Source organism: Pannonibacter phragmitetus, from assembly GCF_050510895.1.
In the GTDB taxonomy this organism is placed as follows: domain Bacteria; phylum Pseudomonadota; class Alphaproteobacteria; order Rhizobiales; family Stappiaceae; genus Pannonibacter; species Pannonibacter phragmitetus_B.
Window position 1 is genome coordinate 1,041,506 of the sequence record NZ_JBNINT010000001.1, and the last position, 14,554, is coordinate 1,056,059.

General features: G+C 60.7%; 14 protein-coding genes, 1 tRNA gene and 1 pseudogene. 11 read left to right on the top strand and 5 right to left on the bottom strand.

Translation table 11 applies throughout. From position 1 onward, the window contains the following. Window positions 1–56: 56 nt before the first annotated feature. The 3 genes from ACQB61_RS04850 (at window position 57) to ACQB61_RS04860 (ending at window position 1,831) form a co-directional block, all read left to right on the top strand. A complete protein-coding gene (locus ACQB61_RS04850) occupies window positions 57–494 on the top strand; it encodes a hypothetical protein (protein WP_430511716.1) in 438 nt (145 codons plus the stop codon). 21 nt (window positions 495–515) lie between these two features. Continuing rightward, a complete protein-coding gene (locus ACQB61_RS04855; RefSeq protein ID WP_430511717.1) occupies window positions 516–899 on the top strand; it encodes a DUF4087 domain-containing protein in 384 nt (127 codons plus the stop codon). A 191-nt stretch (window positions 900–1,090) separates the two neighbouring features. Continuing rightward, window positions 1,091–1,831, top strand: coding sequence for a carbonic anhydrase (locus tag ACQB61_RS04860; RefSeq protein ID WP_430511718.1), 741 nt, complete (start codon window positions 1,091–1,093; stop codon window positions 1,829–1,831). A 105-nt stretch (window positions 1,832–1,936) separates the two neighbouring features. On the opposite strand, the gene ACQB61_RS04865 is transcribed toward ACQB61_RS04860, so the two are convergent. The 5 genes and pseudogenes from ACQB61_RS04865 to ACQB61_RS04885 form a co-directional block, all read right to left on the bottom strand. Then, window positions 1,937–3,628 (bottom strand): GSCFA domain-containing protein, encoded by a 1,692-nt coding sequence (locus ACQB61_RS04865; protein ID WP_430511719.1) that lies wholly within the window; start codon window positions 3,626–3,628, stop codon window positions 1,937–1,939. Window positions 3,629–3,793: 165 nt separating this feature from the next. Continuing rightward, window positions 3,794–4,540, bottom strand: coding sequence for a pyridoxine 5'-phosphate synthase (locus ACQB61_RS04870; protein ID WP_430511720.1), 747 nt, complete (start codon window positions 4,538–4,540; stop codon window positions 3,794–3,796). Between the two features lie 194 nt (window positions 4,541–4,734). Beyond that, a pseudogene (serA, locus tag ACQB61_RS04875) lies at window positions 4,735–5,978 on the bottom strand (phosphoglycerate dehydrogenase). Between the two features lie 160 nt (window positions 5,979–6,138). Next, window positions 6,139–6,711 (bottom strand): acetolactate synthase small subunit, encoded by a 573-nt coding sequence (gene ilvN / locus ACQB61_RS04880; protein WP_430511721.1) that lies wholly within the window; start codon window positions 6,709–6,711, stop codon window positions 6,139–6,141. A gap of 14 nt (window positions 6,712–6,725) precedes the next feature. Continuing rightward, window positions 6,726–8,501, bottom strand: coding sequence for an acetolactate synthase 3 large subunit (locus ACQB61_RS04885; RefSeq protein ID WP_430511722.1), 1,776 nt, complete (start codon window positions 8,499–8,501; stop codon window positions 6,726–6,728). Window positions 8,502–9,059: 558 nt separating this feature from the next. On the opposite strand from ACQB61_RS04885, the gene ACQB61_RS04890 reads away from it, so the two are divergent. The 8 genes from ACQB61_RS04890 to ACQB61_RS04925 all read left to right on the top strand — a co-directional run bounded on the left by ACQB61_RS04890 (window position 9,060) and on the right by ACQB61_RS04925 (window position 14,495). Further along, a tRNA-Lys gene (locus ACQB61_RS04890) sits at window positions 9,060–9,136 on the top strand. Window positions 9,137–9,323: 187 nt separating this feature from the next. Next, window positions 9,324–10,307, top strand: a complete 984-nt coding sequence (locus tag ACQB61_RS04895; RefSeq protein ID WP_430511723.1) for a hypothetical protein — start codon at window positions 9,324–9,326, stop codon at window positions 10,305–10,307. Between the two features lie 441 nt (window positions 10,308–10,748). Beyond that, entirely contained in the window at window positions 10,749–11,360 is a 612-nt protein-coding gene (locus ACQB61_RS04900) for an RNA polymerase sigma factor (RefSeq protein ID WP_430511724.1), read from the top strand. Between the two features lie 48 nt (window positions 11,361–11,408). Beyond that, window positions 11,409–11,636, top strand: a complete 228-nt coding sequence (locus ACQB61_RS04905; RefSeq protein WP_019964483.1) for a RebB family R body protein — start codon at window positions 11,409–11,411, stop codon at window positions 11,634–11,636. A 653-nt stretch (window positions 11,637–12,289) separates the two neighbouring features. After that, complete coding sequence (locus ACQB61_RS04910; protein ID WP_430511725.1) at window positions 12,290–12,616, top strand: hypothetical protein; 327 nt, start codon at window positions 12,290–12,292, stop codon at window positions 12,614–12,616. 89 nt (window positions 12,617–12,705) lie between these two features. Beyond that, a complete protein-coding gene (locus ACQB61_RS04915; RefSeq protein WP_430511726.1) occupies window positions 12,706–13,134 on the top strand; it encodes a hypothetical protein in 429 nt (142 codons plus the stop codon). Further along, window positions 13,103–13,993, top strand: a complete 891-nt coding sequence (locus tag ACQB61_RS04920) for a hypothetical protein (RefSeq protein WP_430511727.1) — start codon at window positions 13,103–13,105, stop codon at window positions 13,991–13,993. The genes ACQB61_RS04915 and ACQB61_RS04920 overlap by 32 nt, the downstream gene beginning before the upstream one ends. Before the next feature lie 181 nt (window positions 13,994–14,174). Continuing rightward, window positions 14,175–14,495: a RebB family R body protein gene (locus ACQB61_RS04925; RefSeq protein WP_334252960.1), complete on the top strand. Its 321-nt coding sequence runs from the start codon at window positions 14,175–14,177 to the stop codon at window positions 14,493–14,495. Window positions 14,496–14,554: the final 59 nt, after the last annotated feature.

Sequence of the window (14,554 nt, forward strand, 5' to 3'; positions counted from 1 at the left end):
GGCGCACAGATCAGGAAGCGGGTATTCTCCATCCCGGTTATTCTCTGGAGTTGCTGATGAAGACGCCTGTCCTTGCCCTGTTTCTTGCCTTTCTGCCCGCCTTGCCTGCCGCTGCGGCGAGTGCGGAAGATGTCTATCAGCAGGTCGAGACCATCCTCGGCGACGCCAAGGGGCTGGATCCGTTTCTGGAAGACGTGCGTCAGGCTCTGGTGAACGGAACGGCGGAAGAGGTTGCCGCCCTTGCTGCATTTCCGCTGCCGGTCAACAACAGTGGCACGTTCCATTCCGTTGAAACGGCAGAGGAATTCATCGCCGCCTATCCCCGGCTGGTCAGCGAGGGGACAAAGAACATCGTCGCGGAAGCCGCCTACGAGGATCTTCTCGTAACGGACGAGGGGGTCGCCATTGGCGATGGGGCGGTTTGGCTCAGCCCGGTGTGCGAGGACAATGCCTGCACAAAGAGTTACTGGGCGATTGTCTCGATCAACAACTGATCCCGGTTCAGGAGATAAGGAATGCGCATCCCCTCTGTTCTTGCACTCGTCTGTGCTGTTGCAACGTGTCTGGTTCCGGCAACTCGTGCCTTTGCGGAGCCTGAGAACCGCTGCGGCTGGGTGGTCAATCCAACGCCGGGCAACTGGTGGCTGACCGACCGGGACGGCGACTGGATTCTGGCCACGCAAGGCTCGGACCGCGAGGCGCTTGGCATGGAAAATATCGGCGATATCTCCGCCGGTGACTACCGCGCCGTGAACGGCAATTACGGCTATGCCTGCGGCTGCATGAAGGTGGAAACCGAAAAGGAAGACGGAACGCAGTTCATCACCGCCGTCTATTCTTTCCGTCAGCTCAAACTGGCTCAATGCGAGAAAGACAAAACCCTGCCAAAGGTGGAATGATACCAACCTTCGATGGGCCTGAGTCATCAAGAGTTGGTCGGGTCTGTGGGGTGCATTTTCGTTTCTTACATATTCTGATTGGCAGTCTATTACATCTTTGTCATGACCGATCTGTAACTTTGCGCGGCTCTTCTTCGTGTTTACTCCAGTGTCACCTCAGCGCTGACTGAGAGGTGGTCAAGGAGACCAGGATGAAAAGCCGTTTTCTGATTGCAGTTGCTGCTGCATCCCTCATTTCAACATCTGCATTTGCCGCAAGCTCGCCGCATTGGACTTACGAGGGTGCCGAAGGACCGGCCCATTGGGCGGATCTGGCCAAGAACTTCGAGGCCTGCGAGACCGGGCATGAGCAGTCTCCCGTCGACCTGACCCATGCGGTCAAGGCCGAGCCTGCGGACATCGTCTTCCACTGGAACAAGGATGCTCATTGGAACGTCGTCAACAATGGGCACACCATTCAGGCAAACACCGATGATGGCGGCACCATTGATCTGGACGGCAAGTCCTATGTGCTGCGCCAGTTCCACTTCCACACGCCGTCCGAGCACGCCATCGACGGCAAGAAGGCTCCGATGGAAGCCCACTTCGTGCATCAGGCCGAAGACGGCTCACTTGCCGTCGTCGGCGCGTTGATCGAACCAGGTGGTGAGAATGACCTGTTCAAGGCCGTCATGGACAAGGCGCCGCACAAGGCCGGTGAAGAGGTGAAAGTTGGCGAAGCGGATGCGGCAAAGATGCTGCCCGACACCCGGCACTTCTTCCGCTACGAAGGCTCACTGACCACGCCGCCCTGCTCGGAAACCGTGGTCTGGACGGTGATGAAGGAGCCGATCAAGGTGTCCGAGGCCTCCATCAAGGAGTTTGAGGCCATCTACGCTGCCAACGCCCGTCCGCTGCAGGAAATCGGCCGCCGGTTCATTCTCGAAAAATGATCCGGTGATCCCCGCCTGGACCGGCTGTTTGCCGGTTTGGGCGGGGTTCAGCGCCAGCCAGATCGAGAGAGGTCACGTGCTGAGGGAAGTCTGGTACAGGTGGCTCTACTTCAAGGCGTAGCGCCGGATCAGCTCTTCAGCGATCTCTTCGTAATAGGCTGCACTGCCATGCAGCCAATCATACTCCACGCCTTGCTTGAACTTTTCCGAGATGAACCGGTCCTGAAAGCCAATGGTGTCTATGTATTTCCGGGCATTGAAGAACTCGCAGCCAAGCTCGGAATAGACCTGTTCCGACAAGTTTTCATATATCTTCCAGAGTTGAGGTTCGTGATAGCCTGCTAGATGTTGCGTCGGCGGGTCGCTGATGACAGCCACTTTGAAGCCGAGATTGACGATACGCTTGATAAGGATCAGCTTGTCGTGATTTTCCTTGCCGAAATATTGGAAGAATACCGGGTTTGTCAGCTTGTTGCCGTGCTCAGCCTTAAGCCAGGCGGACAGGAAAGCCACACTGCGGTGTGTCTGCTGGCCAATGTTCGTGAAGATGATCTTCTGGCCGTCCGGCCCTTTGGCAGCTGAGCGTAGAAACGGCAGTGTTTCCTGCCAGCGCCGGCGGGCAAGAGCATTCTCAAGCGGTACCCAAAGCTCTTCGTCATCAAGCGCGAGTTCATTTGAAGTCCAGGCCTTGCCATTCATGATCATGCCGCCCGCGTGTGGCAGCCCGAGACGCCTGAAGGCAAGCGACAGGTGGCCCATGTGGCTGTCCCCGATGAGGCAGATGGATGTCTCCGCCGCATCTGCCGCGCCCGGTGCCCAGGACTCGAGGCCCACTTCATCGCACAGAATTTCTTCGGCAGCCTTGCCGCTTTGGGCCGCTGCTGGCTGCAGTGGAGCGCCACTCCCGCTTGATGGCAGTGTTGCGCCAATGCCTTCGCTGAAATGCGACATGACATGGGCAACCCCTTCCGCCGTTACATTGCGCAGGTTCGCCTCATAAAAGCGCCCGCGCGCCGGGAAGGCGGAGATCAGTTCATAGGAAGGGAAGTAGTCTACGCCTGACAGTTCCCGGCAAAGGTCTCCTGCCACAGCACGCAGTACCGATTTCGAGTAGATCGTGGCGCTGAGCACGTGATCGCCGCTGGCAGTTGCCGTGAGCGGGACTGGCGAAACCGTGAGCAGGAACTTCAGATCCGGGTTCACAGTGCGGGCCAGACGGATGGCCTCGGCCATGTCCCGCCGCACGTCTTCATAAGCCTGATTGACGAAATGAACCGTTCCGGGATCAAATGTCCCGCGCAGGGTGCCCGGGCACATGGGATAGACATGGCCGTCCCGGTGGGCCCAAGCCTCCGTCAATCCCAGGGTAAAGATGAAAAGGTCAGCCTCCTTCAGCCCTTTGCGGATTGCGCCGAGTGTCCGGTCGAGTGCTTCCTGGGCGGCTTTCCTGCTTTCGTATCCGCAGGCTGGAACGGCCGGCCGCAGCAGATCGAAGTGGCGGCCATCCTCTTCAGCAGTGTCGAGAACGGGCGGGCGGACGCCCAATGCAATCTCGACCCACTGGCGCAGCAGGGCTGCGGTATAGATGTTGCCGGTTCTGAACGAAAAGACGCCATATTGCCCGTCGCGGCGCTCGTCATCCGTCAACTCTTCAGACGCAGGCTCCGTATCAACCCAGTTGTAGCCATTGGCCGTCAGCCAGCGGCTGATGTGCTGGGCAAAGCAGGAGCCCGCAGTCAGAATGCGCGTGTCCCGCGGGATGGGAAACCGGGGCAGCCAGAGGTCCTTGCAGACCACTGAACTTCTATCCTCAGTGACGCCGGTTTTCCAAAAACTGGACTGCGGCAAACTGCTGTAAGGATTTGACATCATCAGAATCGCCCGGAAATATTTTGATAAAGGCTAGGGCGTTTCAGGTGTGGTCACAAGTTATGCCTGCATGTTTACATGGTCCGTGCAGGCCTATATTTCGCCCATCGCCTTGCGGAAGCGCTGAACGCTGCCGGCGAAGCCGTGGATCAGGGCGTCGGCGGTGAAGCCGTGGCCGATGGACATTTCGCGGATGAAGGGGGCGCGCTTGATCAGCGCCGGGATGTTCTCCACCGTCAGGTCATGCCCGGCATTGACGCCGAGGCCTGCAGCGCGGGCAGCTTCCGCAGTTGCCGCCACCTTGTCCAGCTCCACCTGTGCCCGCTCCGGGCTGTCATAGCAGGCGCCATAAGGGCCTGTGTAGATCTCGATCCGCTCCGCCCCGATTGCGGCAGCCTCCGCCGCCAGTGCCGGGTTTGGATCAAGGAACAGGGAGACGGTGACAGCCCATTCCCGCGCTGCCGTAATGGCTTCCTTCAGCAGCGCCTTGTCCGCGCCGAACTGCCAGCCGTGGTCAGACGTGGTCTGTTCCGGTGCGTCGGGCACGAACAGCACCTGGTCGGGCCGCGCCTTTTCCACCAGATCAAGGAAGTCCGGCGTCGGATAGCCCTCAAGGCACAGTTCCTTGTTGGGGAACCGGTCCTCGATCAGCTCTGCCAGATCGAACACGTCGCTCTTGCGGATGTGCCGTTCGTCCGGGCGCGGGTGCACGGTGATGCCCTTTGCGCCTGCCTCCATCGCAATCGCCGCCATGCCGGTGACGCTCGGCCAGGGCAGATCGCGCCGGTTGCGCAGCATGGCGATGGCGTTGACATTCACGGAAAGGCGGGAGGCAGTCATGGCAGGCGTCCGGCAATAGAATGAGGCGGCTCGTGCCGCAGAGTGCCGAAAATCGGCCGGAACGGCGTCCCTGTCAAACCGGATATTGCTGCGGTGACAAGAATTTATTGGACCTGCCGTTGGGGCAGAACCCCTAAAAACAAACGGCGCGAGGCCATGCCCCGCGCCGTTCATGTCTCATCAGGCTTGAACCATCACACCCGGTTCAGCAGGCGGGCGCGGATGGTGCCGGGGAGGGTGCGGATTTCCTCAAGGATATCGACCGCGTTCTCAACCTTGCCGTCCACATCCAGCACCACATAGCCGGTTTCCTGCACCGTCTGCATGTACTGGGCGTGGATATTGAGGTTGTTGCGGGCGAACAGGTCGTTCAGAGCACGCATGGCGCCCGGCACGTTGCGGTGCACCTGGATGAAGCGGGTGGCATCCGTGCCGCGCGGCAGCTGCACCTGCGGGAAGTTGACCGCGCCCACGGTGGAGCCAACGTCCGAATATTCGACGAGGCGGCGGGAGACTTCCTCGCCGATGCGCTCCTGCGCTTCTTCCGTGGAGCCGCCCACATGCGGGGTCATGATCACGTTGGGGAAGCCGCGCAGCGGGCTTAGGAACTCGTCGTTGTTCGACTTGGGCTCGGAGGGGAACACGTCGATGGCTGCACCCGCGATATGGCCGCTCTTCAGTGCTGCGGCGAGGGCGTCGATATCCACCACCTTGCCGCGGGCATTGTTGATGAGGAAGCTGCCGGGCTTCATCTTCGCCAGCTCTTCGGCGCGGATCATGTTCCGCGTCTCGGCCGTGTCCGGCACATGCAGCGAAACGATGTCGGAGCGCGACAGCAGCTCATCCAGCGTGTCCACCGGCATCACGTTGCCGTGGCGCAGCTTGTCCACCTTGTCATAATAGATGACGGTGAGGCCCATGGCCTCCGCCAGCATGGCCAGCTGCGTGCCGATGTTGCCGTAGCCAACGATGCCCAGCGTCTTGCCGCGCACTTCGCGCGAGCCGGTGGCCGTCTTCATCCAGCGCCCGGCGTGGGCGGCAGTGGACTTCTCGAAGACGCCGCGCATCAGCATGACGATTTCGGCAATCGTCAGCTCGGCGACGGAGCGGGTGTTGGAGAAGGGGCGTTGAACACCGGGATGCCGCGCTCGCGGGCAGCGGCCAGATCCACCTGGTTGGTGCCCACCGAGAAGCAGCCGATGGCGACCAGCGTTCCGGCCGCCTCGATGACTTCACGGGTCAGCTGCGTGCGCGAGCGGATGCCCACCACATGCACACCCTTGAGCGCCTCGATCAGCGCCTCCTTGTCGAGCGCCTTCGGCAGCATTTCGACATTGTGATAGCCGCTGGCGTCCAGCACAGCCTTCGCCGTGGGGGAAATGCCCTCCAGCAGCAGCCAGCGGATCTGATTCTTCGGCCGGGACAAACCGTTGCTCATGGGCTTCTAAGCCTTCCTTGTAGGACCTTGCGGTCAGCAATCCGAGAGGGGCGGGCCGGAACGGAAAACGGTCACCGGCCTGAGCCGGTGACCGTATATTGCGTTGCGGCGCGTGCGTCTATGGCCTTGCAGTGTCTGACAGGGCCTTTCGCGGAGAAGCTTACAGCCCTTCGGCGCCGCGCTGGACGGCGGCGACGCCGGTGCGGGAGACTTCGACGAGGCCGAGCGGCTTCATGATGGTGATGAACTGCTCGATCTTGGACGTGCGGCCCGTGATCTCGAAGACGAAATGATCCGTCGTTGCGTCGATCACCGTGGCGCGGAAGGCATCGGCAAGGCGCAGGGCCTCCAGACGCTTTTCGCCATGGCCAGCCACTTTCACCAGTGCCAGTTCCCGCTCCAGCGGCTTGTCATTGGTGCCAAGGCGCGCCTGCACGGTAAGGTCGGTCACCCGGTGCACCGGCACCAGCCGGTCCAGCTGGTGGCGGATCTGCTCGATCACCATCGGCGTGCCGGTGGTGACGATGGTGATGCGCGACAGATGCGCCTCATGTTCGGTTTCCGAAACGGTGAGGCTGTCGATGTTGTAGCCACGGCCCGAGAACAGGCCGATGACGCGGGCCAGCACACCCGGCTCGTTGTCCACCAGGATGGATAGGGTGTGGGATTCGATCTTGTCGCTGACTTCGGCCATGAAATAGGCGGAAGGGGCGTTGACGTTCTGTGCGTTCATGACGGTTCCTTGCCTCAGACCAGTGCCTTGCCTGCCGAACCGATGGCATTGGCCACCGCCTCGTCATTGGCTTCATCGGGAAGCAGCATTTCGTTGTGGGCCTTGCCCGAGGGAATCATCGGGAAGCAGTTGGCGAGGTTGGCCACGCGGCAGTCGAACAGCACCGGCTTGTCAACGGCGATCATCTCGCGGATGGCATCATCCAGCTCACCCGGCTTTTCGACGCGGAAGCCAACGCCGCCATAGGCCTCGGCTAGCTTCACGAAGTCCGGCATGCTCTCCATGTAGGAATGCGACATGCGGTTGCCATGCAGCAGCTGCTGCCACTGGCGCACCATGCCCATGTACTGGTTGTTGAGGATGAAGATCTTGACCGGCAGGTTGAACTGCACCGCCGTCGACATTTCCTGCATGTTCATCAGCACGGAGGCATCGCCTGCCACGCAGATGCTGAGCGCATCGCGGTGGGCAACCTGTGCGCCGATGCAGGCGGGAAGGCCATAGCCCATCGTGCCGAGGCCGCCGGAGGTGAGCCAGTGGTTGGGCGATTCAAAGCCGATGTACTGCGCCGCCCACATCTGGTGCTGGCCGACTTCGGTGGAGACATAGGTCTCGCGGCCCTTCGTCAGCTCGGCAAGGCGCTGCAGTGCATACTGCGGCATGATGATGTCGTTGTTGGGCGTGTAGGCAAGGCAGTTGCGGGCGCGCCACTGATCAATCTGAGCCCACCAGGCCTTGAGCGCGGCCGGATCTGCCTTGGCCCCGGACGAGCGCCACAGGCGGACCATGTCTTCCAGCACGTGGCCGACATCGCCGATAACCGGAACATCCACCTTGACCACCTTGTTTATCGAGGAGGGGTCAATGTCGATGTGGATCTTGCGGGCGTTGGGGGCGAAGGCATCGATACGGCCGGTGATGCGGTCATCGAAGCGCGCGCCGATGCAGACCATGACGTCGCAGTCATGCATCGTCATGTTGGCTTCGTAGGTGCCGTGCATGCCCAGCATGCCGAGCCAGTTTGCGCCGGACGCCGGATAGGCGCCAAGGCCCATGAGCGTCGAGGTGATCGGGAAGCCGGTGAGCTGGACCAGCTCGCGCAGAAGCTGGCTGGCGTGCGGACCGGAGTTGATGACGCCGCCACCGGTATAGAAGACCGGCTTCTTCGCGCTGGCCATCAGCTCGATGGCCTGACGCACGGCATTGAGGTCGCCCTTTATCTGCGGGCGGTAGCTCTTGTGCGCCGCCGCCGGGTTGGCCGTCGGGCCCTGATAGGTGCCGGTTGCGAACTGGACATCCTTCGGAATGTCGATCACGACCGGGCCGGGGCGGCCGGAGGTGGCGACATAGAAGGCCTCATGGATGATGCGCGGCAGGTCGTTGACATCGCGGACCAGCCAGTTGTGCTTGGTGCAATTGCGGGTGATACCGACGGTGTCGCATTCTTGGAAAGCGTCCGTGCCGATGAGATGGGTCGGAACCTGGCCGGTGATGCAGACCAGCGGAATGGAATCGAGCATCGCATCCGTCAGCGCCGTGACCATGTTGGTCGCGCCCGGGCCGGAGGTGACCAGAACAACGCCGGGGCGGCCGGTGGAGCGGGCATAACCTTCCGCCGCATGGCCAGCGCCCTGCTCGTGGCGCACAAGGATATGCTCGATGTCATCCTGCTGGATGATCTCGTCATAGATCGGCAGTACCGCGCCGCCGGGATAGCCGAAGATATGTTTCACACCCTGGTCTTTAAGCGCCTGGAGCACCATGCCGGCTCCGGTCATCTCCCGTGTCATCGTCTGCTTCCTTGCCTTGGCTTCTTGATCCGAAATCTCTTGATCTTGCCGTGTTTGAAGTGTGTCCGGAAGGCTGGAACGAAAAAGGGCTCCCGAGGAGCCCTTGCTGCGCGCCAGCCTGTTCCGAACGGGTATACCGTTCAGGCCGCGCGCGTTCCTACTACCAGAAGCAGCTGTGAAGCTGCGAAAATCTGCTTCGCCATGGGGCGTCCCGCTTCCTGACTGCCGGTCTTGCTGTAAAGGCCGGTCATGACAAGTTTCAGTTCCGCAGGCCACCTTCGGCAGCTGCTGCAGTTGCGCTGCACACTAGTATTGGTGCTGAGGGTTGGTCAAGCGGAAATTCTGATTATTTCGCAAAAGCCCGTTTCAGTTGCCGAAAGTTGCGGAGGTGGTGGAGTTGGCTTCCGGAATGGCGGATTTCTGCCGGTTTTTGCGGCCTCCGAAAAGTTTTGCACAGGTGCCACAAAAACTTCATCGAACCCTCTTGCAAGTCCGGAAAGTGGTGGGTATACACCGCTCATCCGAAGCGGACAGGCGCTGACGCCGCCGCGACGAGATGGGTGTATAGCTCAGTTGGTAGAGCATCTGACTCTTAATCAGACGGTCCAAGGTTCAGAATCCTTGTGCACCCACCATCTCCTTCCCTTGAAAATTTAGAAGCTTGAAGCAGCGGATGCGTTTCTGCGGCTTTGTTCTGTTTTGATCTTTCCATCCGTAAAAATGCGATGCAGATCACGGATCCGCAGGGCAGGGTTGTGCATTGTCCGGGCAGGCCAGAGCCTCTCTGGCATTCGATTCTGATGACATGCATGTGGAGTTCCCATGAAATCGCTATTCGCCACTGGCGCCCTGATCCTTGCGGGCTGCGTTTCTGCTGCCGGCAGTTCGCAGGCGGCGGAAACTGACTGTGCTGCCGATGTGGCTTTCGCCGCTTCTGTTTTGAGACAGGCTGCGACTGAGCGCGCCGGTGCCGCGCTCGCGGCGATGACGCCGGTGGAAGAGAATGGCCGCTGCATTCTGCGGGATGTTTCCCTGCCGTTGACGGAGGGAATGGTCAGCTACACGATCGAGGCGGATGAGGTTGCCTGGACCGCGCAATGGGGAGAGGGCGGCCGCGAGATCGCGCCGCAGAAGCTCGTGCTGGAAATGACCGGCGCACGCAACATCCCGATGTTCGAGGGCATGCCCGAGTCGATCTATCAGATGCGGTTGATTGGGGAGAGGAACCGCGGCAGCGTTCATCTCGACTATGAGCTGGACCCGGAGCGCAAGCAGCTGACACTGAACCGGTTTGAAATCGACATGGGCGGGGGCGCCCGGATGCGAACGGCGGCCCGGCTTGAGGAGTTTGACCTTCCCGGATTGCTGGCGGTGCCGGCGCAGATGGACAAGGCCGCGCAGGTCCGCCTTCACGAACTGGACGTCAAGGTCGAGAACGGTGGTTTCTTTGAATCCATGTCGGCGGTCTGGATCGCGTTCCTTTATCCGGCCTATGGCGATACGCCCGAGGGTGCCGTCGAGGCTGCAAAGCAAATGCTGACCAAGCAGGTTGACGGGCTGCCCGATCAGCTGATGGATCAGGAAAGCCGCAAGGCATTGACCGCCATCATCGCATCCGTTCCGCATCCTGCCGGTCTGATGTATGTGAATGTCAGTTCGGCGAAGGGGATTTCGACGCTGGATTTCGCGCCTCTGGCCGCTCTGCAGCCCGTGACCCTTGAGGCCCTGCTGTCGTATATGGAGGGTGTGAAGATCACCGTGCGCCATGACGACGTGCCCTCCTGCGTGTGCGAGAGCCGCTGGTAGGCCCGATTTCCGATCAACGACATTCTTGCGCCCGGTCAGGTTTGCCTGTCCGGGCGTAATTTTTGCCGCAGCTGTGAATTAAATCCTCGGTTGTATCTGGTTGCAAAGATCTGGCGCGTGCGGCAGGTAGCCGAGCCCTCCGCAGGTTTGCGTATTCAAGGTTGTATACGCGGTGTACGCCCTTTCTTCATCTTATGCGTGCAATACGTTGAGGCTGATTCCGTTTTCCTATTTGCCAGAAGGTGTTTGTCTGAATTCAAGGTTAAAGCGCTAATACGCAGCAATATCATGCTTAATAAAGTATTAATTTATTAATTTGTCGCTGTAAAAAATCCCGCTAAGGTTGTCACGAAGGAATTTCTTCTGCGTCTATCCAGACAAGCCCATAGGGTGAGAGGGTCTGCGTCGAAGACTTTCATGGTTGAAACCGGGAATCGCACAATGACGAGTATTCTGCCTGCAAACGGATTGTGGACCAGTTGGATCGATGACGCCCCTGTGCTTCGGCGCCGGGCGCTGCGCCTGACGAAAGGGGACAGGGAGGAGGCAGAGGATCTGCTTTCCTCCACACTGATCAAGGCGATCTCACACGTTGAGCGTGCAGAAACCCATATCCGTGAGCCACGTGCTTTCCTGCTTTTTGCGCTCAAGAACGAGTACATCAGCAGGTTGCGCCGGAAGAACTCCGAGCGCCAGGTGCGGGATTTTTCCGCTGACATCTACGAGGACAACGACACGGGCTATGCCGACGTGCGTCCGTCACAGGAGCATCTCCTGTGGCAGCAGGAAATCCTGCGGCGGGTGATGGCGGTCATGAACTCCCTGTCTGCGGAGCACCGGCGGATCTTCGAACTGCGTTTCTGCGAAGAGCAGAGCTACCGGGACATCGCGGATGTGCTGGGCATTTCGGAGGCGCTGGCGCGCAAGCGGGTGCAGACCCTGCGCCAGACGCTGAGAGCAGCCTTGGGCGAAACCGGGCAGGACCCATGGAACCAGCCGCAGGAGCGGACCACAAAAACCGCTCCTTCGCGGCCCTCACGGACGAAAGCCTGACGCGTCCAGATTTATGTCGGGTCATCGCAAACCGAACAGGAACAGGAAATGGCCGATCAGCTTGTAAATTCACAGATCACCGATGCGGTCACCCAGACCAACGTGAAGGTGGTTGCCGAAGCGCCTTCCCAGGCAATCGCGAGCCTTTATCAGGTTAGCAGCCATGCGACGGGCCTGTCGATCCAGAATGCGGTTCACAGCCAGCAGGCATTGAACCAGGTCATGACGGCGGTCGTCTCCAAGGCGGTGCAGCTGATCATGGAAGTGGGCCAGTAACATCAGGTCTACGGGTTTTTCCATTCCGTCCTGACGTGCTCAGAGACGCTCCGGTCTGGCCGGGGTGCGATGAGGAGCTGTGCCATGGCCACGAAAAGTTTCTGGACCGCCTGCGCCAGTCCGCCTCCGCCGTGGTGAGCGGGGTGGATGGAGCAGGCAAGCAGCGAGCCTGGCTGGATGGCTGGCTGTCCGACTGGATCCATGGTGGAAAGCCGGTGCCAGGCGGGCCTGACAAGCAGGATGCGCAGGCGGAGCCGAAGTCTCGGGCGGCTGAACAGCGAGCCGCGCCTGCAGCAGCTTCTGCTTCGGCACGGCCGGCGTCCCGCCTGTCCGCCAAGGCGCCTGATCCTGGGGCTGCTGCTCTCTCGCGGCCTGTCCTTGCGGGGGTAAGGGGGAGGGAATGCCGATGAAGGTTCGGGACGTTCCGTTAACGTTAACATGAGCCTCGGCGGGCGGATGATTGGGGCGCCCCAGACTGTGCGGACGGCCAACGGCCGCCCGGTCAACGGCAAGCCGGTGAACCTTGAAGCGGCCTTTGCTCCGCAGCTTGAGAAAGACCTGTCAAAGGAGAAACAAATGCCTGGAGATCCGAATGCCCCGGTGGGGCGACACCGCCTGACACTTCGGCGCTGAACAAGCAGATCGTGCAGGCGGTGAGCTTCACCAATTATCAGAATCTGGCCAATGCGCCCGCCATGGTCATCACGCCGCCGGAGATGAGCGTCGGCCAGACGACCGCCATCGCCGTGCAGGATGCAGAAAGCTACATGAACGCCATCATGCAGATTGCTGTGGCCGGGCAGGCGGTCGCAATCAAGAAGGCGGCACAAGGGCCTGCGGGCGAACTGATTGCCGTTCCGCTGATGGCGGAAATCCAGGCCATGGTACAGGCCGCTGTTGCCGTCTACGGCAGCGTCAGCACCACCGCAGGAACCTCGGCTTCCACGGTGATTGGTGACCTGAAGACGGCCGTGTCCTGAGAGCCGGTGGGCCGCTGAAATCCTGAAGAACAGGCACGGCAAGCGTGCCGCAGAGGCCGGATCAGCTTCGGCCATTGGGAAGGTGTGTCATGGAACTGAGTACGGATGGCTTGTGCCAGGATCTGGAGGTGCTGATCCAGTGCTTCCTCGAAAACTGGGCCGAAGAGATCGGCCAGGCCTGCGATTTGCCTGGAGAGGAAACCCTCTTCAACGTCTATCCTCAGGTCATCACGCAGCTCTCCTGGGCGCGTACAGCGCTGGGACAGGCAGGACAGTTGATGAACCTTGCCAGTAGGGGCGAGGTGACGGCGGTCACCACTTGCGAGATGGCGGCCGTGTTTGAAGCCGGAGAGGCGGCCGTCACCGAGCGCGGCGCCAGGGAGGCGTCCTGCAACTCCGAGAGCCTGATGCGTGACGCTCTTGCCTTCATCAGCCAGTCCATGCGCAGCACCAGCCGTTCGGCCAAGACACGTAAGGAGAGCGAAAATGACGGACGTAGAGACCGGTGCCGGAGTTGAGCCCAAGGCTGAAACGGCGTCCCCACAGCCTGACAGCCAGTCTGGCATTCAAGCAGGCGTACAGCCTTCCGGGCAGTCCGCTGTCCAGTCCGGCACCGAGAGTGCAGGGCAGATACCGGCAGTGCCTGCACCGCAGGTGGACCTGCCCAAGGTCACCGCGCCTGAGGTAAACGTTCCGGAGGTCAAAGTGCCTGTGATGACCCCGCCTTCCAGCCCGCCCTCCGGGGCTGATGCGGGCAATGCCCGCGGAGAAGGGCGTGATGGCGGGCGCGGTGACGGGCGCGGCGCTGGGCGTGGCGGCGAAGAGGCGGCTGCAAGCGGATCCTCCGGCCAGCCGGAAGGAGCAGCCACCGGTGAGTTCGTCCGTGATCTGGCTGGCAGCAGCGGAGATGGCAAGGGCACTGGCTCCGGGGGCGCCACTGGGGCGCAGTTGCTGCGCCAGCTGCTCATCGAGCATCTGAAGGTTGCCGCCCTGCAATCGGGCTATGCCCAGGTGACGCAGGCCTTGCCGAAGGTGCTGGCGGCCGGAATTGAGGCCGGACAGCGCAAGAAGGCTGCGGATCAGGCCTATGAAGAGGGGTTGGCGGTTGCCGTGAAGGTTCTGACAAGCGCCCGTGATGCCGCGAAGAACCTCTCAAGCTCTATTCAGGGCGAGCAGGAGACGCTGGCCAAGCTGCTCTCCAACAACGAAGAGCTGGTGAAACTGCCGCCGGATGCAGTGAAAGCTCTGAGCGTCATGGAGCAGATTGGCCACAATCTGGCGACCCAGAAAGCTGGCTTGTCAAACCCAACTGTAAAGCAGGGGCTCCAGTATCAGATTGAGCAGATGAAGCAGCATTTGGCAGGAGCTTCGCGCTGAACAAGTGGGAGCATCATGAAAGGCTTGCGCCTCCGCGATTAAATTGCGGGGGCGTCTTGATTTTTATTGTCGTTTACAGATTTAATTTTTCAGTGATTTGTCACGTGGAGTGGTGGGTGGCGTCTTTTATTTTGCAGGCGGTTGGCTGAACCCGGCCACGCCGCAGATCAAGGAGATGAATATGGCCGCACCCACTACCGTGAGCCCGATGATCACTGATGCCGTGACCCAGTCCAACGTGAAGGTTGTTGCCGAGTCGCCGGCAATTGCGCTGAGCACGCTCTATCAGTCCATGTCCCACTCGACCGGCATCATGTTCCAGAACGCTGTTGCCGCTCAGCAGCAGCAGAACTCGCTGGCCCAGGCTGCGACCAACCAGGGCATCATGCAGATCTACTCCGTCGACACGACGGCGGCTGCCGGTGCGAGCGAGAAGGTCGCCCAGACGGGCGTGTCCGACAATCTGTCCAGCCTGCTGACGGTGCTGCAGTCCTTCAGCTGACCGCAGACCGCCGGGGACGCACAGATCAGACCAGACCAGATCGGGGCCGGCTTCATGCC